Here is a 26,039-nt window from a genome sequence, read left to right on the forward strand (position 1 = left end):
ACTGATGGAGAATTATACGGTAAAGCTCGACCAAGGTCAGAGCTTCAGGCAAAACTCTCTGCATATTCAAGCAATTGCTCACGACTCATGGCAAATACGCCGTGACCGCCATGCTCAAATTCGAGCCACATAAACGGCACTGTTGGGAACGCGTCGTCAAGCGCCACGCAGCTATTGCCCACCTCAACAATTAAAACACCCTCCTCGTTGAGATGGTTTGCCGCCTCGCGCAGAATACGCCGGGTAATATCCAGGCCATCGGGGCCAGAGGCTAGGCCTAGCGTCGGCTCGCGGTGATATTCAGCGGGCATCGTTGCTAAGTCTTGAGCGTCGACATAGGGGGGGTTGCTGACAATGAGGTCATAGGTTTGACCGCCAAGCAGGTCAAACACATCAGACTGCACGGCACTGACCCGATCCCCCAATTCATGACGGGCAATATTAATATCGGCGACATTAAGCGCATCCAGCGAAATATCCACTAAATCGACCATGGCCTCGTCAAATTGGTAAGCACAGGCGATACCAATGCAACCGCTGCCAGTGCACAGGTCAAGAATTCGCTGGGGGCGCGCGGACAGCCACGGTTCAAACTCTTGGGCAATAAGCTCGGCAATCGGTGAGCGTGGCACTAAAACCCGCTCGTCGACATAAAACGACAAACCTGCAAACCAGGCCTCGTTGGTGAGGTAAGCAGCAGGTAAGCGCTCTTCTACCCGGCGCTGAATAAGCGCCAGGACTTTCTGCCGTTCAACGAGTGTCAAACGGCCGTCGAGCAAGGCCGGATCCATGTCCAAAGGCAAGTGAAGTCCGTGAAATACCAGTATTCTCGCTTCGTCAAAGGCATTGTCGGTGCCGTGACCAAAAAATATGCCGGCACGTCCAAATTCGCTAATGGCCCAGCGCAAATAATCTCGGAGAGTATGCAGCTCTCGACCTATCTCGTCGTTACTTGTCACAAACCTACTCCCTTCAGATAAAAACCAATTTTACACTGCTCAAGCAGAATAATCCTGCACCTATTTATAACTAAAGACCCCTCAGCATTTGGCAGCTGAGGGTCTGTTTGTTACTATTCGTTCCCCGACAACGCGCTAAGGAAGTGACGTGGAAAAAGCGTTTGCAGATATCATAAAAAAGATTGGCGAAGATCCCACCCGAGACGGTTTGCTCGACACCCCAGCTCGCGCGGCCAAAGCCTTTGAATTTTTGACCGAAGGCTATCGTCGCAGTGTAAAAGACGTTGTTAACGACGCCCTATTCGACTCTGACTGCAATGAAATGGTAGTGGTTTCGGACATTGAGCTTTACTCATTGTGTGAACACCACCTACTGCCCTTTATTGGCAAATGTCATGTAGCCTATATTCCCAGCGGCAAAGTGCTAGGTCTCTCGAAGGTGGCGCGCATTGTCGACTTGTACGCCCGCCGGCTACAGATTCAAGAGGGCCTGACAACGCAGATAGCCAAGACTATTATGGATGTCACCGGTTCAGAGGGTGTCGGCGTTATTATCGAAGCTCGCCATATGTGCATGATGATGCGCGGCGTAGAAAAACAAAATTCGATTATGCGCACGAGTGCCATGCTAGGCGTATTTAAAGACAATAACGCAACCCGCACAGAGTTTCTGTCGCTAATTAACCGGCCTGCCTAATAAAGTCCAAGCAGCTTGGTAGCAAAAAAGCCCCTAAAAGGGGCTTTTTTTCGTCTTAGCTCAGGGCCAGCTATTCGCAGACTTAGTCGTTAGTCAGACCCAAGCCTACAAATGTCTTCACCCACTGCGCTATTTGCCGCGCTTGCTCATCCATATGACAGTGGTGCCCACCTTCAATATGCTGAACCTCAAAGCCACTCAGCAAGGCTGGCGGCAATGTGTTTAATACACGCCCGAAACCTTGATCAGCAACGACAAGCATACTGGGCGCCACAATGGCATCCATATTGGCCTGCAACTGCGCCAAGCCAAGCTTCACTGGCGAGGCCAGTTTAAGCCGGCGATCACTGCGCCAATACACCCGCCCGTCCTCGCCACCGTAACTGCCGCGCTCAACAATTAGGCGAGCCGCCAATTCCGACATCGGCGTTGCAGCGCGCCGGGCCGCTACCGCATCAGACAAGGCAATATAGCCTTTATCGCCACTACCAAACTGGGCAAAATCACGCACATAGCGACCGAGCTGAACAGGGAAATTAGCTGGGTCTTCTGGTGGCGGGAGAAATCCATCAAGACAGATTAAATGTGAAATCCGCTCCGGCATCGCCCCAGCCAGCAGACTAGCCATTATCGCCCCTCTCGAGTGACCGATCAGTACAAATTTCGGCCAAGCCATCTGCTCCGCAACAGCCAGAACAAAACGCAAATCATCCCAAATAGCATAACTACCTGAGGCGGGTTTGTGGTCACTCAAACCGTGACCAGGCAAATCCAATGCTAGCAACTTGAGCTCGGGTAAGCCCTGCGCCAAGGCGTCGAAGCTGGCCGCATTATCTAGCCAGCCGTGAAGGGCAATGGCGGGGACACCACTATTCCCCCACTGCTTGGCGCTGATCGTCATTCCATCAATAAAAAACTGGCGCTCTTGCGCTATCGACATAAATCCGCCTTAGCGCCCATTATGGTCGTAATTGGGGAAGTGCCGCAGCCATTGCAAGCTGGCACAAGCCTGACTAAACACGTCGCCCTGCATCATGGCCATACTCGCCGTTTGCATGCCCCAGTAACTTTGCGCGTCGCCGCCGTGCCAATGATTTATTGCATTGCTCAACAAGGGATTATGGGCGACCAACATCAAACGCTCGCCACTAAATGTCGCCAACATCGCTTCTAATTCGGACAAGGGCGTCTCTGGGGTAAGCGAGGATTTTATCCGCGGCCGCAGCTGCCATTGCCGATTAAATATTTCGGCGCTCTCTACCGCTCGCTTATAAGGGCTAACCCACAGCTCCTCCGGCTGCCACTGACTGGCCGTCAACCACTCCGCCGCAGCGCAGATTTCTGTTTTACCCGCCGCAGTCAAGGTTCGTTCAATATCGGTTTGAGTGTCCCACGACGCCGCGCCGTGGCGTACTAGCAAAATTTCCATAAGCCCCTAATATAAGCTCTAAACAGTCTGTATCTGCTATTGCAGGGTAAATTCCACATCACGATTTTGTTCAGCGCACATCATGGTGCCAATAACGTCACCAACCTTGCAGCCATTGTAAATAATATCGTAGAGTCCATGTACCAAAGGCATATAGATATCGAGCAACTCTGACTGCTCTTTCATTAATCGCAGCGTGTTTACGCCTTCCGCGACTTGCCCCAAACTAGCCACTACTTCATTAAGATCGCGCCCTTGCCCCAGCTCAAAACCGACACGGTAGTTGCGACTAAGCGGCGAGGTGCAGGTAACAAATAAATCACCGACCCCGGCCAAGCCCAGGAAAGTAAGTGGGTCTGCACCCTTAATAACCGCGTAGCGGCTCATTTCAGCCAAGCTGCGAGTTATCAGCATGCTAATTGTATTATGTCCGCACCCCAGTGCCGCCGCCATACCCGCGGTGATGGCGTAAACATTTTTCAAAGCACCAGCCAGCTCGACACCATACATATCACTGCCGGCGTATACCCGAAAGTAGGAACACTGCAGCAAGTCTTGAATCGTACTGGTAACACCAGGGTCTTTACTCGCCACCACAGTGCCGGTAATCATTCGCGCCGCGAGTTCCTTTGCCAAATTCGGGCCGCTCAAAATTCCCACCCTAACCTGCGGCAATTCTTCTAGCAGGACTTCGCTCATTAACTTATTAGTTTCAAACTCAATACCTTTGGTGGTACTGATTAAAATCGTTCCGGGTGCGATACAGTCGGCCAGCTGCCGTGCTACTTCGCGACTGGACTTGCTCGGAATAGAGAAGAACACGGTATCGCAGCCAGCCACGGTTTCACGTAAATCGGCACTGGCACGCAGCGCTGGATTTAATGAAATGCCGGGTAAATAAACTTCGTTAGTATGTTGCTCATTTACTTCTTTAACCCGCTCTGGAGTTCGCATCCATTGGCAGATGTCGTGGCCATTATCGGCAATAATATTGGCAATCGCAGTACCAAAACTACCCCCGCCAATAACGGCAACCTTATGTTTTGTGGTCATAGTTTACTTCTACCCGCTAGTTATTATTAGGGAGTCTAGCACTGCAGCAATACTCTCTAATACAAAAAAGGCGGCTTTCGCCGCCTTAATTTATAGTTTACGCACTTAATTCTAGCAGTAATTTATTGAGCTTATGTACATAGCCCGCTGGGTCATCCAGCTGCGCCCCCTCAGCCAAATGCGCTTGGTCAAAGAGAATGCCAACCAAATCGGCAAAGCGGTCTTCATCAGCCTCTTTGTCAAGCTTAAGCACCAGGGGATGCTCAGGATTGAGCTCAAAAACGGGCTTGCTTGGCGGCAGCGCCTGACCTGCCGCCTCTAACATTCTGCGCATTTGCGCGCCCATATCGTCTTCAGTAACCACCAAGCAGGCTGGCGACTCCGTTAAGCGGCTTGTCACTCGAACTTTCTCGACCTTATCAGTCAGTACGGTGTTTACCCGCTCAACCAAGTCCTTATGTGCCTCAGCAGATGCCTCGTGCGCCTTCTTCTCAGCTTCGTCTTCAAGGTCACCCAAGTCTAAGTCACCGCGACCGACATCGAGGAAAGCTTTGCCGTCGAACTCCGCGAGGTGGTTCATCAACCAATCATCTACTCGCTCAGACAGTAACAAGACTTCGATGCCCTTCTTGCGGAACACTTCCAGATGAGGACTACTAGAAGCGGTTTTGTGACTTTCGCCAACTACGTAATAAATCTTGGCTTGGCCTTCTTTCATCCGAGCGACATAGTCTTCCAGCGAATGGGTTTGCTCAGCCTTATTGTCGTGGGTCGTGGCAAAGCGCAGCAATTTGGCGATTTTTTCTTTATTGCTGAAATCTTCTGCGGGGCCTTCTTTCATTACTTGACCAAAGGCTTTCCAGAATTTCTGGTATTTCTCGACATCGCTCTTGGCGAGTTTACTTAACATATCCAGTACACGCTTGGTTAAAGCGCTTTTCATTGCATCAACCGCTGGGTCTTGCTGCAGTATTTCGCGGGATACGTTCAAAGACAGGTCATTCGAGTCGATAACCCCTTTCACGAAACGCAGGTATAAAGGCAGGAATTGCTCAGCGTCGTCCATGATAAAGGTGCGCTGCACATAGAGTTTCAAACCCCGCGCCGCGTCGCGATTCCACAGATCCATCGGCGCTTGACCAGGAAGATACAGCAGGCTGGTATATTCCAACTTACCTTCTACCTTGTTGTGACTCCAGTGAAGGGCTGGGCTGAAATCGTGACTCACATGCTTGTAAAAGGCTTGATATTCTTCGTCAGTAACCTCGCTACGCGAACGCGTCCACAAGGCAGTGGCACTGTTTACCGCTTCAAACTCGGCCACTTTCTGCTCTTCGCCTTCTTTAGCGGCAGGGACATTTTCTAGCATTTGCACGGGAATACTGATGTGGTCTGAATATTTCTTGATAATTGAGCGCACCCGCCAATCATCGGTGAATTCAGTATCTTCTTTGCGCAAATGCAGAATTACGGTGGTTCCGCGATCGGCTTTTTCACACGATTCAATAGAGAAATCAGCTTCACCGGTAGATTCCCAACGCACTGCGTCTGCAGCAGTTAAACCGGCGCGGCGAGTCAGCACTTCAACCCGCTCCGCAACGATAAAGGCCGAGTAGAAGCCAACACCGAATTGGCCAATCAACTGAGAATCCTTCTTGCCATCACCGCTGAGATTTTTCAAAAACTCGGCAGTACCGGACCGGGCGATGGTGCCCAAATTATTAATCACTTCCTCGCGGGACATACCAATACCGTTGTCGCTCAGGGTCAGGGTATTGGCGTCTTTATCGAGGGTGATACGGATACGTAAATCGGGGTCGTTTTCGTAGAGCGCGCCATCGGCAAGCGCTTCGTAACGTAGCTTGTCTGCGGCATCGGACGCATTAGAAATCAGCTCGCGAAGAAAAATTTCTTTATTGCTATACATTGAGTGAATCATTAACTGAAGCATTTGCTTGGCTTCAGTTTGAAAACCCAGAGTTTCTTTTTCTGCTGTTGACATTATTTCCACCTTTTAATACTAAATTAAGTATGTCCGCCGCTTAAGACGGACAGTATTTGAAAGATGGGGACTTTTAGATGGTTTTCAAGAGTTCAGTACCACTTAATATTGCTCCGGCAGCACCCGTTCGAGTATCACTCCTAGATCAAGGCTATCGGGAAGACAGCCGTAAATGGCCTGCCGCCCCGCCAACCGCGAACGTATAAAGGCTTCTGCAACGGCAGGAGGCGCGTAGCGCACTAATAGCGATGCTTGCATGGTCAACGCAAGTTGCTCGACTAATTGCCGCGCCTGACAGGCTGGATCTCGCAACTTTTTAAACGCGTCCTGCAACGTCTCTACGGCACGATCCAAGTCTGGGAAAAGGCCTGCCGAGCTGGCCAGCTCCGCAAACCACTGCTCCAGCACCGCGGGCGTTTTCGCAATGGCCCGCAGTACGTCAAGTGCCTGAATATTACCCGAACCTTCCCAAATGGCATTGATCGGCGCCTCGCGGTACAGCCGCGGCATAATGCAGTTTTCAATGACACCATTACCACCCAAGCATTCCATCGCCTCGTAAGCGTGCCCGGGCGTACGCTTACAAATCCAAAACTTGCCAACTGCGGTGCCTAAGCGCATTAATAGCTGCTCAGCGGGATCATCAGCATTGTCTAAGGCCCTTGCCATGCGCATGGTCAGCGCCAAGGAACCCTCTACTTCTAGTTGCAAATCGGCCAATACATTCTGCATTAGCGGCTGATCAATCAGTCGCGCGCCAAACGCTTGGCGATTGCGCGCGTGGTGTACGGCCTGCACCACCGCCTGACGCTGACCAGCGCTAGAGCCAACCATACAATCGAAGCGAGTTAGCGCGACCATCTCAATGATCGCGGGGACGCCCCGGCCCTCTTCGCCAACCATCCAGCCATGTGCCTGACGCAGTTCCACTTCAGAAGAGGCATTAGAAACATTACCCATTTTGCTCTTAAGTCGCTGTAAATACAGACCGTTTTTCTGACCATCCTCACGCCACCGTGGTACCAAAAAGCAGCTTAGCCCGCCGTCTGTTTTTGCCAGCATCAAAAACGCGTCACACATTGGTGCGGACAAAAACCATTTATGGCCATTTAACACATAAAGCGCGCCGCTGCCACGGCCGCTGAGTGGCGTTGCCAATGTGGTATTGGCCTGAACATCAGATCCGCCCTGCTTTTCAGTCATGCCCATGCCAATGGTCACGGCGCGCTTTTCAAAATAGGGAATATTGTCAGGCTGATAGGCGTTTTCTAGAATTTTAGGCAGCCACGTATCGGCAAGGCTCGGCGTTAATTTTAGCGTCGGCACCGAAGCGAAGGTCATGGTTAAAGGGCAGCCGTGACCGGCATCTATTTGCGATTGCATATAACTTAGCGCGGCGCGCTGAACGTGAGCGTGTTTGGCGCCCTTCCGCCAGGGGCCAGAGTGAATCCCAGCACTTAAGGCCATATCCATTAACTGATGATAGGCGGGATGAAACCGAACTAAATCCACGCGATGACCAAAGCGGTCATGGGTGTCGAGTTGAGGCTTATTGTCGTTGGCTTCATAACCCCAGTTAATAACATCTGCGCGACCGCAGCGCTCGCCGTAGGCGCTAAGCAGGCCTTCGTCAATATCACCATTGGCCTTGAGGGCTTGCCGCAACGGGAGATCACTGCTGTAAAGATTGTAATTTTCCAAGGCCAGTGATTGATTAAAAACCTCGTGGGTATCTGCGGGGTTTACGGTATCGGCACTCGTATTTGAGTTGATCACTGGCATCTCTTATTCCTCTAAAACATCATCATTGCGCACCAACGGCGCGCAGACAAAATAATCGCAACGCGGCTATCGTATCCGCATCGCAAGCTCGGTTATCCAGGGGCCCCAATAAGCTTTCCGCCATAGCGCCAACCAAGGCCGCCGCAGAAAGCCCCGCGCTCTGAGGCGCAAACTCCCCATTTGCTATACCCGCCTGAACCACAGTTTCAAACAGGGCTGTGTAGGTTTTTCTATACTGTAATCTAGCGAGATCTACCGCGGGGTCTACCGGCTCTGCAATTAGCGCCCACGCCAATTTGGGTGCAGCAAAGGCACGCACGGCAAACACCTCTGCCGCAGCAGCCAAACATGCAGTCGGACCACCACTGCCATTCAGCACCTCTCGCACGGCACTGACCTCTCGGCTCGTCGCGCGTTTAAACACTTCCGTCGCAAGCTCATCCTTACCGCTAAAATAACGGTAAACCGTACCGACCCCGACCCCAGCACCTTCGGCGACCGCCTGAATTGTTAAGGCGCCAAAACCGCCCTTTCGCACAAGGGTTTCAGCGGTATGCAATAAACCGGATTTTTGCGCTACTTTTCGCTGCCTAACTAAATCCGTTTCCCGATACGCCATGCCATTTACCTACCTTACACCAAACAAGTGAATCATGATTCATTTCTTTAAACAAGCGCTCTCTTTAAATAATACGCATCGTCACAAAGTGAATCACTAAAACGCAAAAAGGCGGCCGAAGCCGCCTTTTCTAACAACGCTTTGGGAACTTACCAGCCGGTAATTTCTTTCAGTGCTTTGCCGATGTCCGCCAATGAACGAACTGTTTTAACGCCTGCGTCTTGCAGGGCAGCAAACTTCTCATCAGCAGTACCTTTACCGCCAGAGATGATTGCGCCAGCGTGACCCATACGCTTACCAGCAGGTGCAGTTACACCCGCAATGTAAGATACAACAGGCTTAGTTACGTTTGCTTTGATGTAAGCAGCCGCTTCTTCTTCAGCAGAACCGCCGATCTCACCGATCATCACAATCGCTTCGGTCTTAGGGTCTTTTTCGAATAAAGCAAGAATATCGATGAAGTTAGAGCCTGGGATCGGGTCACCACCGATACCAACACAGGTAGACTGGCCAAAACCGTAGTCAGTAGTCTGCTTAACCGCTTCGTACGTCAGAGTACCTGAACGAGATACGATACCGACTTTACCTGGCAAATGAATGTGACCAGGCATAATGCCGATCTTGCATTCACCTGGGGTGATAACACCTGGGCAGTTAGGTCCGATTAGGCGAACGCCCATCTCGTCACACTTCACTTTACACTCAAGCATATCCATTACTGGGATGTGCTCAGTGATGCATACGATAAGCTTAATACCAGAAGTAGCTGCTTCAAGGATAGAATCCTTACAGAACGCTGCCGGTACATAAATAACTGATGCGTCTGCGCCAGTTGCGTCAACCGCTTCTTTAACAGTATTAAATACTGGAAGACCAAGATGTTCAGTGCCGCCTTTACCTGGCGTTACACCGCCAACCATTTGCGTACCGTAAGCAATTGCTTGCTCAGAGTGAAAAGTACCCTGACCACCAGTGAAACCTTGACAGATTACCTTGGTGTTTTTGTCGATAAGAATAGACATTATTTGCCCCCTGCTGCTTTAACAGCTTGCTCAGCCGCGTCAGTTAGACTGGTTGCCGCGATGATATCGAGGCCAGAATCAGACAGCAGTTTAGAACCCAGCTCTGCATTATTACCTTCTAAACGAACCACAACCGGTACGGTTACGCCCACTTCTTTGACTGCACCGATAATACCTTCGGCAATCAGGTCACAACGCACGATACCACCGAAGATGTTAACCAATACCGCTTTAACATTGGTGTCTTCGAGGATGATTTTGAAGGCTTCAGTAACACGCTCTTTAGTTGCACCACCACCAACGTCAAGGAAGTTAGCAGGGAAACCACCGTGCAGAGAAACGATGTCCATGGTACCCATGGCCAGACCTGCGCCGTTTACCATGCAACCGATGTTACCGGTTAGAGCAACGTAGTTAAGATCCCATTCTGCCGCGCGCGCTTCGCGCTCGTCTTCCTGTGAAGGATCATGCATTGCCTTCAGCTCAGGGTGACGGTACATCGCGTTGGCATCAACAACCAATTTGGCATCCAAGCAGTGCAGATTGCCTTCGCTAGTAATAACCAGTGGGTTGATTTCCATCAGGGCTAAATCTTTGTCTTGGAACAATTGTGCCAAGCCCAAGAAAATCTTAACAAACTGCTTAACCTGTGTTGGGTTTAAACCCAACTGGAAGGCCAGCTCGCGACCCTGGTATGGCTGTGCGCCAGTCATTGGGTCGATAATTGCTTTGAGAATCTTCTCTGGAGTCTCTTCTGCAACTTTCTCGATTTCAACACCACCTTCGGTAGATGCCATGAAAACGATACGGCGTGATGAACGGTCTACAACGGCACCTAAGTACAATTCTTGATCGATATCAGTGCAAGATTCAACTAGGATTTTAGACACTGGCTGACCGTGCTCATCGGTCTGATAGGTTACCAGGTTTTTGCCCAGCCACTTTTCAGCAAATGCCGCGATCTCTTCTTTGCTGCTAACCAGCTTAACGCCGCCAGCTTTGCCTCGGCCACCGGCGTGAACCTGGGCTTTAACAACCCATTTATCACCGCCAATCTTATCAGCTGCTGCGGCAGCTTCTTCCGGGGTATCACAGGCATAACCTGTAGAAACAGGTAGCCCGTATTCGGCAAACAACTGTTTGCCCTGGTACTCGTGAAGGTTCATGTTGGAATTACCATCTCGGTCTGTGGAAGTGTTAAGCGAGTTAGATCCTGTCAGTGACTTGGCCCGCTCCCTCTGCACATTGCAATAACAACGCGAAATCGGGATGCGTATTTTCCCGAATTTCGCGCACTACCGCAAATCTATTTACGCTTCTTGCGATTTGGCATGTGTATAGCCTGACCATTTACTGCCAAAGCAGCTTCATGAACAGCCTCAGAAAGAGTTGGATGACCAAATACGGTCAGGCCAATATCTTCTGCTGAGGAGCCAAATTCCATAGCGATTACAACTTGTTGTACCAAGTCCGCCGCACTGGCACCAATAATATGGCAGCCAAGAATACGATCGGTGTCTTCGTGGGCTAGCATTTTCACCATGCCAGTCGTGTCGTTTGCAGCTACCGCGCGACCAATCGCGACAAAGGGGAAAGTACCCACTTTGTAGGGAATGCCATCGGCTTTGAGCTGTTCTTCGGTTTTACCAACACCCGCAATTTCAGGATGAGTATAAATAACAGAAGGAATGCAGTCGTAATTCATCGCAATTTTGTGGCCTGCGATACGCTCGGCGACCATAACGCCCTCTTCCGAGCCTTTATGCGCCAACATAGGTCCGCGAACAATATCACCTACCGCGTAAATACCGGCAGCATCGGTCTCGCAATAATCATTAACAAAAATAAAACCACGTTCGTCTAAGTTAACCCCGCAATCGGCGGCTAATAAACCGGTGCTTAAAGGCTTGCGGCCAACGCACACAATCAACTTATCAAAGATTTCGGTCTTCTCTTCATCCTTAAATGTATAGCTAACTTCAACCTGCTTTTTAACAATTTTAGTACCGGTAACACGGGCGCCTAAGCGAATATCAAGCCCCTGCTTTTTAAAAACTTTAGCCGCTTCTTTGGCAATTTGGCCGTCTACCGCAGGCAAAAAGCTTTCTAGCGCTTCCAGCAGAACTACTTCACTGCCGAGCCGCGACCATACGCTACCCAGCTCCAAACCAATAACGCCAGCACCAATAACGCCCAACTTGCCTGGCACTTCTTGGAATTCTAGAGCGCCGGTTGAATCTACAATAATATTTTGATCGACCGGTGCAGGCGGAATAGCAACCGGCACAGAGCCTGCGGCGATAATAATATTGTCAGCTTCTAAAACTGAAACGCTACCATCAGCGGCAGTCACTTCAACTTTTTTACCCGCCAATACTTTTCCCGCGCCTTCAATTGCCGTCACGCCATTAGCCTGAAATAAACCGCCAATACCGCCGATCATCTGCGCGACAACGCCGTCTTTACGCTTGATCATGGCTGGCACATCAATTGCCACATCACCAGTGCTAATACCGTGAACACCGAGTGCATCTTTGGCTTCATGGTACTTATAGCTGCTATCCAGCAAGGCTTTAGACGGAATGCAGCCTACGTTTAAACAGGTGCCACCGAGGGCAAGCTTATCTTCTTTATTGCGATTTTTTTCAATACACGCGGTTTTTAAGCCCAGTTGAGCTGCGCGAATCGCGGCCACATAGCCCGCGGGACCGGAACCGATTACTACCACATCAAATTTTGACATTGTGTTGTCCTATTTCCTTTTGTGCTGAGAGAGCGCATAGCGACGCTCACAGCAATCAAACTGATTCAAGCGCCGCGTAAGGGGCTTTAGACTTCGAGCAAAATCCGCGCCGGATCTTCAATGAGGTCTTTTATTGCCACCAAAAACTGTACGGCGTCTTTGCCATCGACCAAGCGATGATCGTAAGACAAGGCCAAGTACATCATTGGCAGAATAACGACTTCCCCGTTCACCGCCATGGGTCGATCTTGGATTTTATGCATGCCCAAAATCGCGGTTTGCGGTGGATTCAAAATCGGCGTAGATAGCAATGAACCGAACACGCCACCGTTGGTAATCGTGAATGTACCGCCGGTCATGTCTTCCATGCTAAGTTTGCCGTCTTTAGCGCGCAGACCGTACTCTCTAATCTTTTCTTCGATCTTGGCCATGCTCATGTTTTCTGCGTCGCGCAGTACTGGAACAACCAAACCTTTTTCGGTAGATACAGCCACACCCACGTCTTGGAAACCGTGGTAGACAACATCATCGCCGTCAATGGACGCGTTCACAGCGGGGAAGCGTTTCAATGCTTCACACGCGGCCTTAACAAAAAAGCCCATAAAACCTAAACGCGTGCCATTGTGCGACTTTTCAAACAAATCTTTGTACTGGCTACGCAGATCCATAACTGGCTTCATATTGACTTCATTAAAGGTCGTCAACATGGCGGTGGTGTGGGTCGCTTCCAGCAGGCGCTCGGCAATACGCTTACGCAGGCGGGTCATAGGCACCCGCTTTTCTACACGCTCACCGGCAGGCACATCGACAGCAACAGGAGCCGAAGGCTTAGCAGCAGCTGCGCTTGGCGCTGAAGTAGACACCGCGGGCTTGTGATTGACCACATCCTCTTTGGTAATCACACCGCCTTTACCGGTGCCAGTAACCGCAGCCGCATCAATGCCCTTTTCTTCAAGCATTTTACGCGCAGCTGGACTAATTTTTAAATCTTGCGCACTGGCAGCGGGCGCCGCTTCGGCTTCAGCTGGAGCACTCGCTGCAGACGCCGCCGCCCCTTCTTCAAAAAGAGCAACCACTTCGTCGCTCAGCACGGTTTCGCCTTCTGGTTTCAGTATTTCTTTTAGTACGCCGTCAGCGGGCGCCACAACTTCTAACACCACTTTATCGGTTTCTATATCGACCAGCGGCTCATCACGCAGCACTGCTTCGCCTACCTGCTTATGCCATGTCGCAATAGAGCCATCGGCAACGGATTCTGGAAATGTTGGCGCTTTAATTTCAATGCTCATTATCTTTCCTGTCAATTAATATTGCTGTACGAGACAGTCTCTATAAGTGTGCAGACACGGTTAAAGCTTGAGTGCCTGAGTGATGAATTTTTCTTGTTGCGCCAAATGCAAAGCCATATAACCCGCTGCAGGCGACGCCGAAGGCTCTCGGCCAACATAGCCTAACAATAGGTTCTTTTCTGGCTTAAAGCTGCGAATTACCCGTGTCATACGATGGCGGCTGTTATACCACGCTCCTTGGTTACGGGGCTCTTCTTGGCACCAAACGACCTTTTTCAAGTTCGGGTACTGTGCAATCGCATTTCGCAAGTCATCGTAAGGGAACGGGTACACCTGCTCCAAGCGCACAATCGCAATAGAGTCTTTGCCGTGCTCCCGGCGCGCAGCACGTAAATCGTAATACACCTTACCACTGCACAATAACATGCGCGTGACTTTAGACTTATCGATGTCATCGGTCTCATCAATCACGTTTTGGAATTGACCAGTAGTTAACTCTTCAAGTGTCGACACAGCCTCTTTATGTCGCAACAAACTCTTAGGCGACATCACCACCAAAGGCCGACGCAATGGGCGAATCGCCTGGCGTCGCAACATATGATAAACCTGCGCCGGCGTCGACGGCACGCAAACCTGAATATTGTGTTCTGCACACAACTGAAGGAAGCGTTCCAAACGCGCCGAAGAATGCTCAGGTCCCTGACCTTCGTAGCCGTGGGGCAACAACATTGTTAAGCCGCACAAACGGCCCCACTTGAGCTCACCACTGCTAATAAATTGGTCGATAACAACTTGAGCGCCGTTGGCAAAATCACCGAACTGCGCCTCCCAAATAACCAGTGAGTCTGGCTGAGTAGTTGAATAACCATATTCAAAAGCAAGCACGGCTTCTTCAGACAACAGCGAGTCAAATATAGAGAAGCTCGGTTGATCGGCGCTCATATTTTGCAGTGGCACGTAGCGACTACCGTCGTTTTGGCTGTGCAGCACGGCATGACGATGCGAGAACGTACCACGCCCAACGTCTTGGCCTGTCAAACGAACCTTATGCCCTTGTTTAAGCAAGGTGCCATAGGCGAGGACTTCAGCAAAGCCCCAGTTAATATCCATCGCGCCAACGGCCATCTTGCGGCGGTCTTCATATATCTTGGCTACCTGACGTTGCACCACGATACCTTCTGGGACCGCGTTCACCGCTTCAGAAACTTCTTTCAGCAGCTTGGCGTCAATCGATGTATCGCCAGCCACATCCCAGGCATGGCCAAGGTATGGTGTCCAGTCGACAAACATTTCTGAGTTGGGCTGCATCACTAGGCTTTTTGCAACATGTTCGCCATTATCTAGCGCCTGGCGGTAATCGTCCGCCATTTTTTCTGCGAGAGCCTTGTCTATAATGCCTTCGTCGAGCAGCTTATTCACATACAGCTCGCGAGTCGTTTTCTGCTTGCTAATTTTGCTGTACATCAACGGCTGCGTACCGGACGGTTCATCCGCTTCGTTATGACCGCGACGACGGTAGCAAATCAAATCCACAACCACGTCTTTTTTAAATTCCTGGCGGTAGTCGGCAGCCATTTGGCTAACGAACAACACCGCTTCGGGATCGTCACCATTAACGTGGAAGATTGGCGCCTGCACCATTTTTGCCACATCAGTACAGTATTCTGTAGAGCGGGCATCTTCCTGTAGGCTGGTGGTAAAACCAACTTGGTTGTTAATAACAATGTGTACCGTACCGCCAGTTTTATATGCGCGGGTCTGGGACATTTGGAAGGTTTCCATGACCACACCCTGACCGGCAAACGCCGCATCACCGTGTAATACAATGGGTACCACTTTGTCGCCAATGGGATCGTTGCGGCGATCTTGACGGGCCCGTACAGAGCCCTCTACTACCGGTGACACAATTTCCAAATGCGAGGGGTTAAATGCCAGCGCCAAATGCACTTCGCCACCCGGTGTCATCACATTAGATGAGAAACCCTGGTGATATTTAACGTCCGCAGAGCCTTGGTACTTAACCTTGCCTTCAAACTCGTCGAACAATTCCGCAGGGCTCTTGCCGAGAATATTTACCAAAAGATTAAGGCGGCCACGGTGAGCCATACCAATCACAATCTCTTTGGCGCCATAAGCACCGGCACGCTGGATCATCGCATCCATCATTGGAATTAAGCTTTCACCGCCTTCCAAACCGAAACGCTTAGTACCGGGATACTTAGAGCCTAAAGATTTTTCCAAGCCCTCTGCCGCGGTCAATCGCTCGAGCAAATGAGTACGGGTCTCGAGCCCGTATTGCGGCTGAGAGCGAACACTCTCCATGCGCTGTTGGATCCACGTGCGCTCACGGGTATCCACAATATGCATGAATTCAGTGCCCACCGAACGGCAGTAGGTTGCCCGCAAGGAGTCGTAAATTTCACGTAGCGTTGCCTGGTCCTTACCAATGTAAAGACTACCGGTTTGAAAGACGGTATCAAAATCGGCTTCGCTTAACTGGTGATACTGCAATTCGAGATCCGGGACTCGGGGCCGCTGCCAGAGACCCAGAGGATCTAATTGGGCTTCCTGATGACCGCGCTGACGATAGGCGCTGACCAACTGAATAACCCTAACCTGCTTGCGCTCGTGGTCACTAACTTCGTTATTGACTGCGCCATTGTAGCGAACAGGGGTCTTTGCTAATTGCGCAAAATGATCGCGAATTGGCGAATGAGGGATATCGTGAGTTGTGTTTTCACTAACGCGGGGTAATTGTTGAAAATAGCTACGCCATTCATCAGAAACAGCGTTTGGATCAGTGAGGAAGGCCTCATACAACTCTTCTACGTAAGTCGCATTTCCGCCGGATATATGGGAGCTTTTCCAGAGTAGCTCCATCGAATTTTTCTGCATTCCTGTCCACCTAGTAGCAAGGGAAGTGGCAGTCCGAATGATCATTGCCCGATAAGGCCTTTTTCATCCTGTGAAGTCCAGCAGCATTCAGTGTACGCCGCAGAACCGACTCGCACCACAGGGAACGTCCCTTCCCTCTTAATACGCTTTTTAGCTCGTAAAGTGCCGGTAAGCACCGAGTTGTATTGTTCTAGCGCCGTTCGTGAACAGCGCCCGAGGACTTACATTTCGCAGAGTTTTTTATACCCGGCCGAGGCCGGGGGAATACTTAAGTTGCTCTGCTTAGCAACATATTCCGAATGTGACCAATTGCCTTAGTTGGGTTCAAGCCCTTAGGACAAACGTTCACACAGTTCTGAATACCATGGCAGCGGAACACACTGAATGGATCGTCGAGATCACTCAGGCGCTCTTCTGTTGCGGTGTCACGGCTGTCCGCCAAAAAGCGGTAAGCCTGCAGCAAGCCGCTGGGCCCGATAAAACGATCTGGGTTCCACCAGAATGACGGACAAGCGGTTGAGCAGCAAGCGCACAGGATGCACTCATATAAACCGTCAAGCTTGGCGCGCTCTTCTGGGGACTGCAGACGCTCAATAGCGGGCGCTGGCGTGTCATTCAGCAAGAAAGGCTTAATCTTTTCATATTGCTTGTAGAAAAGACTCATGTCGATAACGAGGTCGCGAATAACAGGCAGGCCTGGCAGCGGACGCAAAACCAGCTTATTGCCGCCTTTGCCGTTTTTCAGGGCTTCGGAAATTGGCGTAACGCAGGCCAAACCGTTTTTGCCATTGATATTCATACCATCTGAACCACACACGCCTTCACGGCATGAGCGGCGGTAAGCCAGCGACGGGTCGCTGCCTTTTAACAGTTCAAGAACATCCAATACCATGAGGTCTTTGCCACCGGTATCCAGTTCGACTTCCTGCATGTACGGTTCCTGATCGACTTCAGGATTGTAACGATAGAGACTGACTTTCAACATGTTCGTTTCCCCTGAATCAGTACGTACGAATTTTTGGTGCAAACGCTTCGCGTGTCTTCGGCGTGAAGTTAACCGCACGCTTACCTACCCGCTTCTCGCTGGGGAAGTAAACTGAGTGACACAGCCAGTTTTCGTCGTCGCGCTCAGTGAAATCTTCACGAGCATGGGCTCCACGGCTTTCAGTACGCGCTTCAGCAGCGATCGCCGTTGCTTCAGCCACTTCAAACAAATTATGAAGTTCAAGGGCTTCAATACGCGCGGTATTGTAGGCATTACTCTTGTCTTCCAAGTGCGCGTTATCGATACGCACTCGCAGCTCGGCCAGCTTCTTAATGCCTTCTTGCATGAAGTCACCGCGACGGAAAACGCCGAAGTGGTTCTGCATGATGGTCTGCAACTCAGTGCGCAGTGCGGAAACACTCTCGCCACCGGTCGTGTTGTTGATCTTATTCAAGCGGCTCATCGCGCGCTCAATATCAGCCTCGGAAGCATCACGCATTTCAACGCCTTCACGCAGACTCTTCTCAATAAACAAGCCGGCCGAACGACCAAATACCACAAGATCCAACAGCGAGTTACCGCCCAAACGGTTAGCGCCGTGTACCGATACGCAAGCCACTTCACCACAGGCAAACAAACCAGGAATGACGGTGTCGTTGCCATCTGCATCAACGGTCAAGGCCTGACCGTTAACATTGGTGGGAATACCACCCATCATGTAGTGGCAAGTAGGGACAACTGGCACTGGCTCTTTTACTGGATCGGCGTGAGCGAATGTACGTGACAACTCGCAAATACCGGGCAAACGGCTCTCAAGAACCTCTTCACCAAGGTGATCCAGCTTCAGATAAACGTGATCGCCATTAGGACCACAACCGCGGCCTTCAAGAATTTCCAAGGTCATTGAGCGAGCAACAACGTCGCGACCAGCCAAGTCTTTGGCGTTTGGCGCGTAGCGCTCCATGAAACGCTCGCCGTCTTTATTGACGAGGTAACCACCCTCACCGCGACAGCCTTCAGTAACAAGTACACCCGCGCCGGCTATACCGGTGGGGTGGAACTGCCACATTTCAATATCTTGCACTGGGAAGCCAGCACGCAGCGCCATGCCAACACCGTCGCCGGTGTTGATGTGGGCATTGGTAGTAGAGGCGTAAATACGGCCAGCACCACCGGTAGCAAATACAGTCGCCTTAGACTTAACGTAAACCACTTCACCAGTTTCAATACAAATAGCGATAACGCCAACGACTTCGCCGTCTTCGTTTTTCACCAAGTCAGTGGCGTACCACTCATTGAAAAACACCGTGTTGTTTTTCAGATTGCCCTGATAAAGGGTGTGCAACAGTGCATGACCAGTACGGTCGGCCGCTGCGCAGGTACGAGCAGCCTGACCGCCCTCACCGAAATTCTTAGACTGACCGCCAAAAGGACGCTGATAAATACGACCTTCTTCAGTACGCGAGAACGGCATACCCATGTGATCCAGTTCGTAAACCGCTTCCGGCCCAACCTGACACATATATTCAATCGCTTCCTGATCACCAATGTAATCAGAGCCTTTAACGGTATCGTACATATGCCACTGCCACTGATCTTGGGGGTCAGAGCTGGCAATTGCACAGGTAATACCACCCTGCGCAGATACCGTGTGTGAACGCGTGGGGAATACTTTAGAGATTACTGCTGTTTTATAGCCTGACTGCGCCAACTGCAGTGCCGCGCGCATACCTGCACCGCCACCACCAACAATCACACCATCAAAAGAAATTGTACGAATATTAGCCATTGCTTAACTCCAAAGAATCTGGATGCCCCAAACGAGGTAGGTGAACAACACAACAGCCGAAGCTGCCTGAAATGCCAAGCGTAAAACCGTCGCTCGGCCACCCATTAGTCGCTCTGTTAAATAGTCGGTCGATACCGACCACAAACCAATCCATGCATGAGACACAATGGACAAAACTGCTGCGGTACTAAACACACGCATAAAAGTGCTGTCGAAATAGCCACTCCACTGCTCGTAGCTTAAATCAGAGCCACTGCAAAGCAGGTAAAAACCAACCACCAGCATATAAGCCAGCAGCACAACACCACTAACACGTTGCACCAGCCAATCTGCTAAGCCGTTGCGACCCAAATTCGTTACTGAATTTACCATATCCACAACCCCGCAAGCACCGCCAATACTGCTGTTGCAGCAAGAACTAATTTCGCGCCAGTTTCGCCGCCTTCCATCGACTCACCAATACCGGCATCCATCACCAAGTGTTTAACACCCGCCGCCGAGTGATAGCTCAAACCAACTAACACAATCCAAAGGCTCAACTTACCCCAGAACGAAGCCAAACAAGCTTTTGCCTGTTCAAAGCCCTCAGGACCATCAAGACTGGTGCCAAGCAACCAAAACAGCAGGGCAACGCCAGCTACAAGAAAAACACCACTCACGCGGTGCAAAATAGAGGTATATGCGGTAATCGGCAGTGCGATTGTCCCGATATCCAGATTTACAGGTCGTTTATCGTTCACGGTTTGCCACACTTTTAATTTCTGGCTCGAATTCTCAAGCGGTTTAAAGGAAGTGGATCAATAAATCTCCGAATCTCATATTCGGCTGAGTTTCAGTATGTGCAAGGCAGTAATAAACCCCACAAGAAACGCCGCGCATTATAGGGCCAAGCCCGAGCAATTACAAACCCCCCAAAACGCCCCTCGCTTACGGCAAAAAACTCCAATATCAAGGGCTTAAGACATCATTTCGCACCATTATGGCGCCATAGGAGGTCTTTCCCAGAACTAATTGTGCACAAAAAAAGACGCAAACAGACATCCACCCAAGAAAATCACTGATTCAAACCACAAATACAATTCCATCTACAACAATTGCACGTTAAAATGTTCTCACCGTTGACAAAACATTTCATCTCTCTATATTTGTCACTCCCGCGTAAGCGGACCTTCCAGTGTTACATTCACGCAATACCATGCCGAATGCTAGACATAGGAAGCTAACGCCACAAGCTAGCTAAAAGTTACAGGAGCCCGTCACAATGAGCGATAAGAAAGCAAGTCTGAGTATCGATGGTAAAACACTGGACCTTAAAGTCCACTCCGGCACCATCGGCCCCGACGTCATCGAAGTCAGCGCCCTGACGGGCAATGGTTACTTTACCTACGACCCCGGTTTTGTCTCTACCGCAGCCTGCGAGTCTAAAATCACCTATATCGACGGTGATAAAGGCATTCTTCTGCACGGCGGCTACCCCATTGAGGAACTGGCAGAGCAGTCTGACTACCTAGAAACCTGCTTCTTGTTACTGTACGGCGAGCTACCAAATGCCGATCAGAAAGAAGCGTTTTTCAATAAAGTCCGCATGCACACCATGGTCAATGACCAGATGAGCACCTTTTTCAAAGGCTTCCGTCGCGACGCTCACCCCATGGCGATCATGTGTGGCGTAGTTGGCGCACTGTCTGCGTTCTACCACGACTCACTCGACATCACTGACGAGAAACACCGCGAAATTTCTGCCATTCGCTTGATTGCAAAAATGCCAACCTTGGCGGCCATGACCTATAAATACACCATTGGTCAGCCTTTCATGTACCCGCAGAACCACCTGAGCTATTCAGAAAACTTCCTGCACATGATGTTCGGCAACCCCTGCGAGCCAAGCAATGTAAACCCTGTACTGGCCAAAGCAATGGATAAAATCTTCTTATTGCACGCCGATCACGAGCAAAACGCATCTACTTCTACTGTGCGCCTCGCCGGCTCAACTGGCGCCAATCCTTTTGCCTGTATTTCTGCGGGTATCGCTGCACTGTGGGGCCCTTCTCACGGCGGCGCCAACGAAGCCGTACTGGATATGCTCAACGAAATTGGCGATGCTTCGCGCATTGACGAGTTCGTGGCAAGAGCTAAAGACAAAGACGACCCATTCCGCCTAATGGGCTTTGGTCACCGCGTTTACAAAAACTTTGACCCTCGCGCCAAGGTAATGAAAGTGGCCGCTGACGAAGTATTGGCTGAACTTGGCCTAGAAAATGACCCATTACTGAAAATTGCTAAACGCTTGGAGCAAATCGCACTGGAAGATGAGTACTTCATTGAAAGAAAACTCTATCCAAACGTCGATTTCTACTCAGGCATTATCCTCAAGGCAATTGGCATCCCGACTAGCATGTTCACTGTAATCTTTGCTCTGGGCCGCACCCCAGGCTGGATTGCACACTGGAATGAAATGATCAGCGGTAGCTACCGCATCGGTCGTCCACGCCAGCTGTATACCGGCCCTGCCCAGCGCGATTTTGTCAGCCTAGAAAAGCGTTAAGCTAAATGAAAGTAATAAAAAAGGTCGCCTAGGCGACCTTTTTTATTGCCTAAAATTCGGTAGCACAAGCTTTTAACGGGTTTTATATTCAAAACCGACTTCGGCGCCATTAACACTGTCCGCAAAACTACTGAAGGAATACTCCAACTCAGTAGCCTCTTTTAACAGCAGCTTAGATTTGACTTTGAGTCGAGCGTCTTTACGACTAGCATCCGTATTAAACCACTCCCCAACGCGATAGCGGCTTCGCGCACCGTCGTCCCAAATATCTTGAATAACAGTTCCAGTTGCTCTCGGCAAACTCAGATCCAAAACAGGAATAGGCACAACTGCACTCCCGCGTGGCGACGGTGACTCTTCCGCTAACACAGCCACTTTTTCAACGATCTGCTTACCCGCTACCGGCATAACACTCTGAACAGACTCCCTAGCCTGACAGGCTGTTAAAACGTGATACAAACCAACGATTACGACCAAACGCATTCATTATCCCCAAAAAATTACTCTTACTAGCGCCGCATCGTCCACTTGGAGCATGGCCTGCAAAAAAAACCATCGCTAAAGTGAGCGCCTTGTTCACTCGAAATTAGATACCAAAATCATGAAAAGACTCACTGGCAAAGTTGCCATTATTACCGGCGCAGCGCGCGGTATGGGCGCAGTTACCGCTAAACTTTTTATTGAGCACGGCGCTAGCGTCATTATCGCCGACATTCTTGATGATGCGGGTGAACAACTCGCTCAGGAGCTTGGCAATAACGCCTATTATGTTCACGCAGACGTATCTAATGAAGACGACTGGGCACGCCTAAGCCGTGCGGCTGAAGCCATCGGCCCACTAACAACCGTCGTTAACAATGCTGGAATTCTTCATATTGCCGCAATTAAAGACTCCGACGCGGCCGATTATATGCGGGTAATCCAAATTAATCAGCTAGGTACATACCTCGGTATTCGGGCGGCGATTGAACCAATGAAGCGCGCCGGAGGCGGGTCTATTATCAATATCTCCTCTATCGACGGACTTCAAGCAAAGAACGGCTTATCCGCTTATGTATCGAGTAAATGGGCGGTGCGAGGCATCAGCAAATCCGCAGCCCTCGAGCTAGGCCCTTATAATATTCGAGTCAACACTGTGCACCCCGGCGGGGTCTTTACCGCAATGCATGGTGCTGAGGGAAAAACTGGGCCCACCGCCGAAGACAATGCTTTTTATGCCAATCACGCACTCCCCCGTGTCGGCCTCCCGATAGAAGTCGCCAACACCACGCTGTTTTTAGCCTCAGACGACAGCAGCTATTCAACAGGAGCAGAATTTATTGTTGATGGCGGCTGGAGCGCAGGCATGCGATTAGATCTTTTACCAAGTTCCTAAGGTAGTTCTTTTAAGGACGGCTAATTATTCTCACCGCGCTTGCCGACAAATACTGGAAAGCTAGCGCGGGGTCTTCTATATTGGGCTTAGCAACACCGCGCTCACCTACGGAGGACATGATGGAAACCGAACTACACACAATGAATATGCTTTTTCAACAGCTCGGCCTGCCCGACAGCGACGAAGAAGTAGAACGATTCATTGTACGTCACCGCCCACTTCCCAGAGGGTTGATGATTCATGAAGCCAGTTTTTGGAAGCCCGCACAGGCAAAGTTACTGAAGGAGTCCATTGACCTCGACGCCGAATGGGCTGAAATAGTCGATGAACTTGATGCCCGTCTACGCTACTAGGTAACAAACCGTCGTTTAAAAGGCGGGACACGAACAAGGCTTTTAGCGGGCGCTCTCGTCTAATCCAATATACGCGATCTTCGGATAAGACAGCCACTTAAAGCGTTGTTCGTGGCGAAAAATCATGCATTTATGCTGTTCCACGCCATTGGCAGCACCCTACAGTGGCCCGTTACCATTTGGCGTTAACGACGGATCAGCTTGAGGATCAGCACCCCCACCGGCATTCCCGGCCGGCTTATCAAACCCCTTCTTAGCGCGTTGTAGCTCTTTTTCTACCGTATCAATCATTGCCGACCAGCCCTGAATCAAAGCGTCGTTGGCATTTTCAATCAAACCACCAAGAGACGACTGCTCCAACTTATCGAGTTTATCTCGTGCCAGCTGAACCCGCTCATCAACACTGTCTACCCGCGTCGACAACAATACCAACTGGGCATTCATCGTCTCTCGGTAGGCCTTGGCATCCAGGTATTGCCACACCTCAAACACCAGTAACACAAGAACAATGCATCCAGCAAGAATTTCCCCTGACGACAACTTCATACCCTTCCTCTCAGGATAATAACGACAATCATTAGAGCATAGGCCCAAAAAACATTACTATGCTATCAATGACTAAACGGCTTACTCCGCTAAATATACCGCTTAGCGCCACCGTTAAACAACGATCAAAATGGATGTGAATTGAATGAAGCTAAACCTGCTCCTCACCGGCAATGAACTGATGGCCGGCGATATTATAGATTCCAACTCCGCCATGCTCGCTGAACAAATTAAAGATTTTGGCTGGCGCATCAACAAAAAAGTAACGGTGGGCGATGAGCTAAGCATTCTATGTGATGAAATCGATCAGCTCTGCACAGCTGCAGACGTGCTTATCATTAATGGGGGGCTTGGCCCTACCGTTGACGACCTCACCGCAGTCGCCCTAGCCAAGGTCACCAACACGGCCATTGCTGAACACCCAGAAGCACTAAACCACCTAACAGCATGGTGCACATTAAGAGGCTTCGCCCTAAATGCATCTAATCGCAAACAAGCGATGTTACCCCAGGGCTGTGAGATTATTGCCAATGCTAAAGGCAGCGCCGTTGGCATTAAATTACGACATCGCAACTGCCTCATTTTAGCAACACCCGGCGTACCCAGTGAATTAAAGCCAATGCTCGCGAATGAAATAATTCCCGAGCTGGTCACGCTTTTCCACTCAGACCATATAAAAACCATACGCTTAGGCGTATTTGGTTTAGGTGAATCCGCCATTCAAGAACTCGTTAATGAAAAATTGGCAGACTGGCCAGCAGACATCGAGCTCGGATTTCGGGCGTCCATGCCGGTTTTGGAAGTCAAGCTGACGGCAAGAGGCGAAAATGCAAGCGCCGAACTTGCGCCGTGGCGAGCAAAAGTCGCCGAACTAATGGGCGACCATCTACTGGGCGAGCTGCCAATTAACCTGCCGCTAGCGACCATAAATGCGTTAAAGCAGAAAAATTTACAGATATGTACTGCCGAATCTTGCACTGGCGGCCTTATTGCATCGCAGCTAACCAGTATTCCCGGCGCCTCTCAGGTTTTCCCCGGCGCAATTATTAGCTACTCCAATGCCGTAAAAAACCAGCTGCTTAAGGTTTCAAAAACGACGTTGGCAAGCGAGGGTGCCGTTAGCGAAACTGTCGTTAGACAAATGGCACTAGGCGCCCTTGATTGCACCGGCGCTGATATCGCAATTGCGGTAACCGGTATCGCCGGGCCCGATGGCGGCAGCCCTGAAAAACCGGTCGGCACCGTATGGATCGCTTGGGGTACAGCTCAAAACCTCAAAACCCAGCGCTTCCACCTGCCCTTTGAGCGCACAGGTTTCCAAAACTGGGTAGCGGCCTTAAGCCTGGACTTGGTGCGCCGCTTTGTTCTCGATCTTCCTGAAGGCCCTGATTTACTAAAACGCTACCAACGTTAAGCCGCAGTCAGGTGATCGTGAATCCATTGGAGCAACATTTCATAGGTACCGGTTAGCATCGCGCCAAGCTCCTTTTCGCTTATGCCAACGGGCTCCGCGCGACCGTACCAGTCAACATGGCAACGCCCCTCACCCAAGGGAGTCACTTTGGCATTGGCTGAGTAATCCGTGACCGGCATCGGTATGCCTCGGGGAATATTGTAGGAAAACGTCATTGCCGATTTATCCATCGCCGTTAACACCTCGTCAATAGGCTCCATCCCGGCAATGTGTAGACGGCGTGTCATACCAACACCCTCGCCGATAACCTCGGTTTTATCGATGCCCGGCGCCCAACTAATATTGCCAAAATCTTCTAACAGGGCCCACACCTTGTCTGCAGCAATATCAAAATCACGTGCCAAATGTACGTTTACCATTTTTCGAGTCCAGCCATTGTCTATAAAAGTCGCGATAATCATGCCGGATAAGCGGCGGCGCAACCTCACCCGAACGGCGTAGCCCCGTGCACTATTTATGACAATTCGGTAATAGGTCGGTAT

The 26,039-nt window shown here is 50.5% G+C and carries 24 protein-coding genes; 5 read left to right on the forward strand and 19 right to left on the reverse strand.

From position 1 onward, the window contains the following. Positions 1–44: 44 nt before the first annotated feature. Positions 45–959, reverse strand: coding sequence for a 50S ribosomal protein L3 N(5)-glutamine methyltransferase (gene prmB / locus AZF00_RS09765; protein ID WP_062383689.1), 915 nt, complete (start codon positions 957–959; stop codon positions 45–47). Positions 960–1,107: 148 nt separating this feature from the next. Here prmB and folE point away from each other — a divergent pair, with 148 nt between their 5' ends. After that, a complete protein-coding gene (gene folE / locus AZF00_RS09770) occupies positions 1,108–1,656 on the forward strand; it encodes a GTP cyclohydrolase I FolE (protein WP_008249962.1) in 549 nt (182 codons plus the stop codon). Positions 1,657–1,738: 82 nt separating this feature from the next. On the opposite strand, the gene AZF00_RS09775 is transcribed toward folE, so the two are convergent. From AZF00_RS09775 to sdhC, 15 genes are all read right to left on the reverse strand, one after another. Then, positions 1,739–2,596 (reverse strand): alpha/beta fold hydrolase, encoded by an 858-nt coding sequence (locus tag AZF00_RS09775; protein WP_008249960.1) that lies wholly within the window; start codon positions 2,594–2,596, stop codon positions 1,739–1,741. Between the two features lie 9 nt (positions 2,597–2,605). Then, on the reverse strand, positions 2,606–3,085 hold the full coding sequence (locus AZF00_RS09780; protein WP_008249958.1) for a SixA phosphatase family protein: 480 nt from the start codon (positions 3,083–3,085) through the stop codon (positions 2,606–2,608). Between the two features lie 36 nt (positions 3,086–3,121). Further along, positions 3,122–4,138, reverse strand: coding sequence for an NAD(P)H-dependent glycerol-3-phosphate dehydrogenase (locus tag AZF00_RS09785; RefSeq protein WP_062383692.1), 1,017 nt, complete (start codon positions 4,136–4,138; stop codon positions 3,122–3,124). A 97-nt stretch (positions 4,139–4,235) separates the two neighbouring features. Beyond that, positions 4,236–6,140: a molecular chaperone HtpG gene (htpG, locus tag AZF00_RS09790; protein ID WP_008249954.1), complete on the reverse strand. Its 1,905-nt coding sequence runs from the start codon at positions 6,138–6,140 to the stop codon at positions 4,236–4,238. A 102-nt stretch (positions 6,141–6,242) separates the two neighbouring features. Then, on the reverse strand, positions 6,243–7,922 hold the full coding sequence (locus AZF00_RS09795; RefSeq protein WP_062383696.1) for an acyl-CoA dehydrogenase family protein: 1,680 nt from the start codon (positions 7,920–7,922) through the stop codon (positions 6,243–6,245). A 22-nt stretch (positions 7,923–7,944) separates the two neighbouring features. Continuing rightward, on the reverse strand, positions 7,945–8,541 hold the full coding sequence (locus tag AZF00_RS09800) for a TetR/AcrR family transcriptional regulator (RefSeq protein WP_008249948.1): 597 nt from the start codon (positions 8,539–8,541) through the stop codon (positions 7,945–7,947). Between the two features lie 149 nt (positions 8,542–8,690). Further along, on the reverse strand, positions 8,691–9,563 hold the full coding sequence (sucD, locus tag AZF00_RS09805; RefSeq protein ID WP_008249945.1) for a succinate--CoA ligase subunit alpha: 873 nt from the start codon (positions 9,561–9,563) through the stop codon (positions 8,691–8,693). After that, complete coding sequence (gene sucC, locus AZF00_RS09810) at positions 9,563–10,729, reverse strand: ADP-forming succinate--CoA ligase subunit beta (RefSeq protein WP_008249944.1); 1,167 nt, start codon at positions 10,727–10,729, stop codon at positions 9,563–9,565. Before sucC ends, sucD begins: the two co-directional genes overlap by 1 nt. A 140-nt stretch (positions 10,730–10,869) precedes the next feature. Then, entirely contained in the window at positions 10,870–12,306 is a 1,437-nt protein-coding gene (lpdA, locus tag AZF00_RS09815) for a dihydrolipoyl dehydrogenase (protein ID WP_008249942.1), read from the reverse strand. Positions 12,307–12,392: 86 nt separating this feature from the next. Continuing rightward, a complete protein-coding gene (gene odhB / locus AZF00_RS09820) occupies positions 12,393–13,595 on the reverse strand; it encodes a 2-oxoglutarate dehydrogenase complex dihydrolipoyllysine-residue succinyltransferase (RefSeq protein WP_008249941.1) in 1,203 nt (400 codons plus the stop codon). Between the two features lie 60 nt (positions 13,596–13,655). Continuing rightward, positions 13,656–16,490 (reverse strand): 2-oxoglutarate dehydrogenase E1 component, encoded by a 2,835-nt coding sequence (locus tag AZF00_RS09825; protein WP_008249939.1) that lies wholly within the window; start codon positions 16,488–16,490, stop codon positions 13,656–13,658. 268 nt (positions 16,491–16,758) lie between these two features. Next, on the reverse strand, positions 16,759–17,475 hold the full coding sequence (locus tag AZF00_RS09830; protein ID WP_008249937.1) for a succinate dehydrogenase iron-sulfur subunit: 717 nt from the start codon (positions 17,473–17,475) through the stop codon (positions 16,759–16,761). A gap of 16 nt (positions 17,476–17,491) precedes the next feature. Next, positions 17,492–19,264 carry a succinate dehydrogenase flavoprotein subunit gene (sdhA, locus tag AZF00_RS09835; protein WP_008249934.1) on the reverse strand — a complete coding sequence of 591 codons (1,773 nt, stop codon included), beginning with the start codon at positions 19,262–19,264 and terminating at the stop codon, positions 17,492–17,494. Between the two features lie 3 nt (positions 19,265–19,267). After that, positions 19,268–19,636 carry a succinate dehydrogenase, hydrophobic membrane anchor protein gene (gene sdhD, locus AZF00_RS09840; protein WP_008249933.1) on the reverse strand — a complete coding sequence of 123 codons (369 nt, stop codon included), beginning with the start codon at positions 19,634–19,636 and terminating at the stop codon, positions 19,268–19,270. Next, a complete protein-coding gene (gene sdhC, locus AZF00_RS09845) occupies positions 19,630–20,004 on the reverse strand; it encodes a succinate dehydrogenase, cytochrome b556 subunit (RefSeq protein WP_008249930.1) in 375 nt (124 codons plus the stop codon). Before sdhC ends, sdhD begins: the two co-directional genes overlap by 7 nt. Positions 20,005–20,525: 521 nt before the next feature. On the opposite strand from sdhC, the gene gltA reads away from it, so the two are divergent. After that, positions 20,526–21,809 carry a citrate synthase gene (gene gltA / locus AZF00_RS09850; protein WP_008249928.1) on the forward strand — a complete coding sequence of 428 codons (1,284 nt, stop codon included), beginning with the start codon at positions 20,526–20,528 and terminating at the stop codon, positions 21,807–21,809. Between the two features lie 72 nt (positions 21,810–21,881). Here gltA and AZF00_RS09855 read toward each other — a convergent pair whose 3' ends face one another. Beyond that, positions 21,882–22,292 (reverse strand): hypothetical protein, encoded by a 411-nt coding sequence (locus tag AZF00_RS09855; protein ID WP_040803167.1) that lies wholly within the window; start codon positions 22,290–22,292, stop codon positions 21,882–21,884. A 118-nt stretch (positions 22,293–22,410) separates the two neighbouring features. Here AZF00_RS09855 and AZF00_RS09860 point away from each other — a divergent pair, with 118 nt between their 5' ends. Both AZF00_RS09860 and AZF00_RS09865 read left to right on the forward strand, forming a co-directional pair. Then, the gene (locus tag AZF00_RS09860; RefSeq protein WP_062383698.1) at positions 22,411–23,184 is read left to right on the forward strand and encodes a glucose 1-dehydrogenase; all 774 of its coding nucleotides are present in this window, start codon (positions 22,411–22,413) and stop codon (positions 23,182–23,184) included. A 140-nt stretch (positions 23,185–23,324) separates the two neighbouring features. Continuing rightward, on the forward strand, positions 23,325–23,537 hold the full coding sequence (locus AZF00_RS09865) for a DUF2789 family protein (protein ID WP_231856150.1): 213 nt from the start codon (positions 23,325–23,327) through the stop codon (positions 23,535–23,537). A 159-nt stretch (positions 23,538–23,696) separates the two neighbouring features. Here AZF00_RS09865 and AZF00_RS09870 read toward each other — a convergent pair whose 3' ends face one another. After that, positions 23,697–24,083, reverse strand: coding sequence for a hypothetical protein (locus AZF00_RS09870; RefSeq protein ID WP_008249919.1), 387 nt, complete (start codon positions 24,081–24,083; stop codon positions 23,697–23,699). Positions 24,084–24,228: 145 nt separating this feature from the next. Here AZF00_RS09870 and AZF00_RS09875 point away from each other — a divergent pair, with 145 nt between their 5' ends. Then, entirely contained in the window at positions 24,229–25,497 is a 1,269-nt protein-coding gene (locus AZF00_RS09875) for a CinA family nicotinamide mononucleotide deamidase-related protein (protein WP_008249917.1), read from the forward strand. On the opposite strand, the gene AZF00_RS09880 is transcribed toward AZF00_RS09875, so the two are convergent. Next, positions 25,494–25,916 (reverse strand): SRPBCC family protein, encoded by a 423-nt coding sequence (locus tag AZF00_RS09880; protein WP_197465649.1) that lies wholly within the window; start codon positions 25,914–25,916, stop codon positions 25,494–25,496. The two genes, AZF00_RS09875 and AZF00_RS09880, sit on opposite strands and share 4 nt — an antisense overlap. Positions 25,917–26,039: the final 123 nt, after the last annotated feature.

It is taken from the genome of Zhongshania aliphaticivorans, from assembly GCF_001586255.1.
Classification (GTDB): domain Bacteria; phylum Pseudomonadota; class Gammaproteobacteria; order Pseudomonadales; family Spongiibacteraceae; genus Spongiibacter; species Spongiibacter aliphaticivorans.

Bases quoted from the DNA above. Each gene is read 5' to 3' on its own strand.
- AZF00_RS09855 (WP_040803167.1), bottom strand. From the start codon at position 22,292: ATGCGTTTGGTCGTAATCGTTGGTTTGTATCACGTTTTAACAGCCTGT.
- AZF00_RS09860 (WP_062383698.1), top strand. From the start codon at position 22,411: ATGAAAAGACTCACTGGCAAAGTTGCCATTATTACCGGCGCAGCGCGC.
- htpG (WP_008249954.1), bottom strand. From the start codon at position 6,140: ATGTCAACAGCAGAAAAAGAAACTCTGGGTTTTCAAACTGAAGCCAAG.
- lpdA (WP_008249942.1), bottom strand. From the start codon at position 12,306: ATGTCAAAATTTGATGTGGTAGTAATCGGTTCCGGTCCCGCGGGCTAT.
- gltA (WP_008249928.1), top strand. From the start codon at position 20,526: ATGAGCGATAAGAAAGCAAGTCTGAGTATCGATGGTAAAACACTGGAC.
- sdhD (WP_008249933.1), bottom strand. From the start codon at position 19,636: ATGGTAAATTCAGTAACGAATTTGGGTCGCAACGGCTTAGCAGATTGG.
- sdhA (WP_008249934.1), bottom strand. From the start codon at position 19,264: ATGGCTAATATTCGTACAATTTCTTTTGATGGTGTGATTGTTGGTGGT.
- sucD (WP_008249945.1), bottom strand. From the start codon at position 9,563: ATGTCTATTCTTATCGACAAAAACACCAAGGTAATCTGTCAAGGTTTC.
- AZF00_RS09775 (WP_008249960.1), bottom strand. From the start codon at position 2,596: ATGTCGATAGCGCAAGAGCGCCAGTTTTTTATTGATGGAATGACGATC.
- odhB (WP_008249941.1), bottom strand. From the start codon at position 13,595: ATGAGCATTGAAATTAAAGCGCCAACATTTCCAGAATCCGTTGCCGAT.
- AZF00_RS09865 (WP_231856150.1), top strand. From the start codon at position 23,325: ATGAATATGCTTTTTCAACAGCTCGGCCTGCCCGACAGCGACGAAGAA.
- AZF00_RS09800 (WP_008249948.1), bottom strand. From the start codon at position 8,541: ATGGCGTATCGGGAAACGGATTTAGTTAGGCAGCGAAAAGTAGCGCAA.
- AZF00_RS09870 (WP_008249919.1), bottom strand. From the start codon at position 24,083: ATGAAGTTGTCGTCAGGGGAAATTCTTGCTGGATGCATTGTTCTTGTG.
- AZF00_RS09795 (WP_062383696.1), bottom strand. From the start codon at position 7,922: ATGCCAGTGATCAACTCAAATACGAGTGCCGATACCGTAAACCCCGCA.
- AZF00_RS09825 (WP_008249939.1), bottom strand. From the start codon at position 16,490: ATGCAGAAAAATTCGATGGAGCTACTCTGGAAAAGCTCCCATATATCC.
- sucC (WP_008249944.1), bottom strand. From the start codon at position 10,729: ATGAACCTTCACGAGTACCAGGGCAAACAGTTGTTTGCCGAATACGGG.
- AZF00_RS09780 (WP_008249958.1), bottom strand. From the start codon at position 3,085: ATGGAAATTTTGCTAGTACGCCACGGCGCGGCGTCGTGGGACACTCAA.
- AZF00_RS09875 (WP_008249917.1), top strand. From the start codon at position 24,229: ATGAAGCTAAACCTGCTCCTCACCGGCAATGAACTGATGGCCGGCGAT.
- AZF00_RS09830 (WP_008249937.1), bottom strand. From the start codon at position 17,475: ATGTTGAAAGTCAGTCTCTATCGTTACAATCCTGAAGTCGATCAGGAA.
- AZF00_RS09785 (WP_062383692.1), bottom strand. From the start codon at position 4,138: ATGACCACAAAACATAAGGTTGCCGTTATTGGCGGGGGTAGTTTTGGT.
- AZF00_RS09880 (WP_197465649.1), bottom strand. From the start codon at position 25,916: ATGGTAAACGTACATTTGGCACGTGATTTTGATATTGCTGCAGACAAG.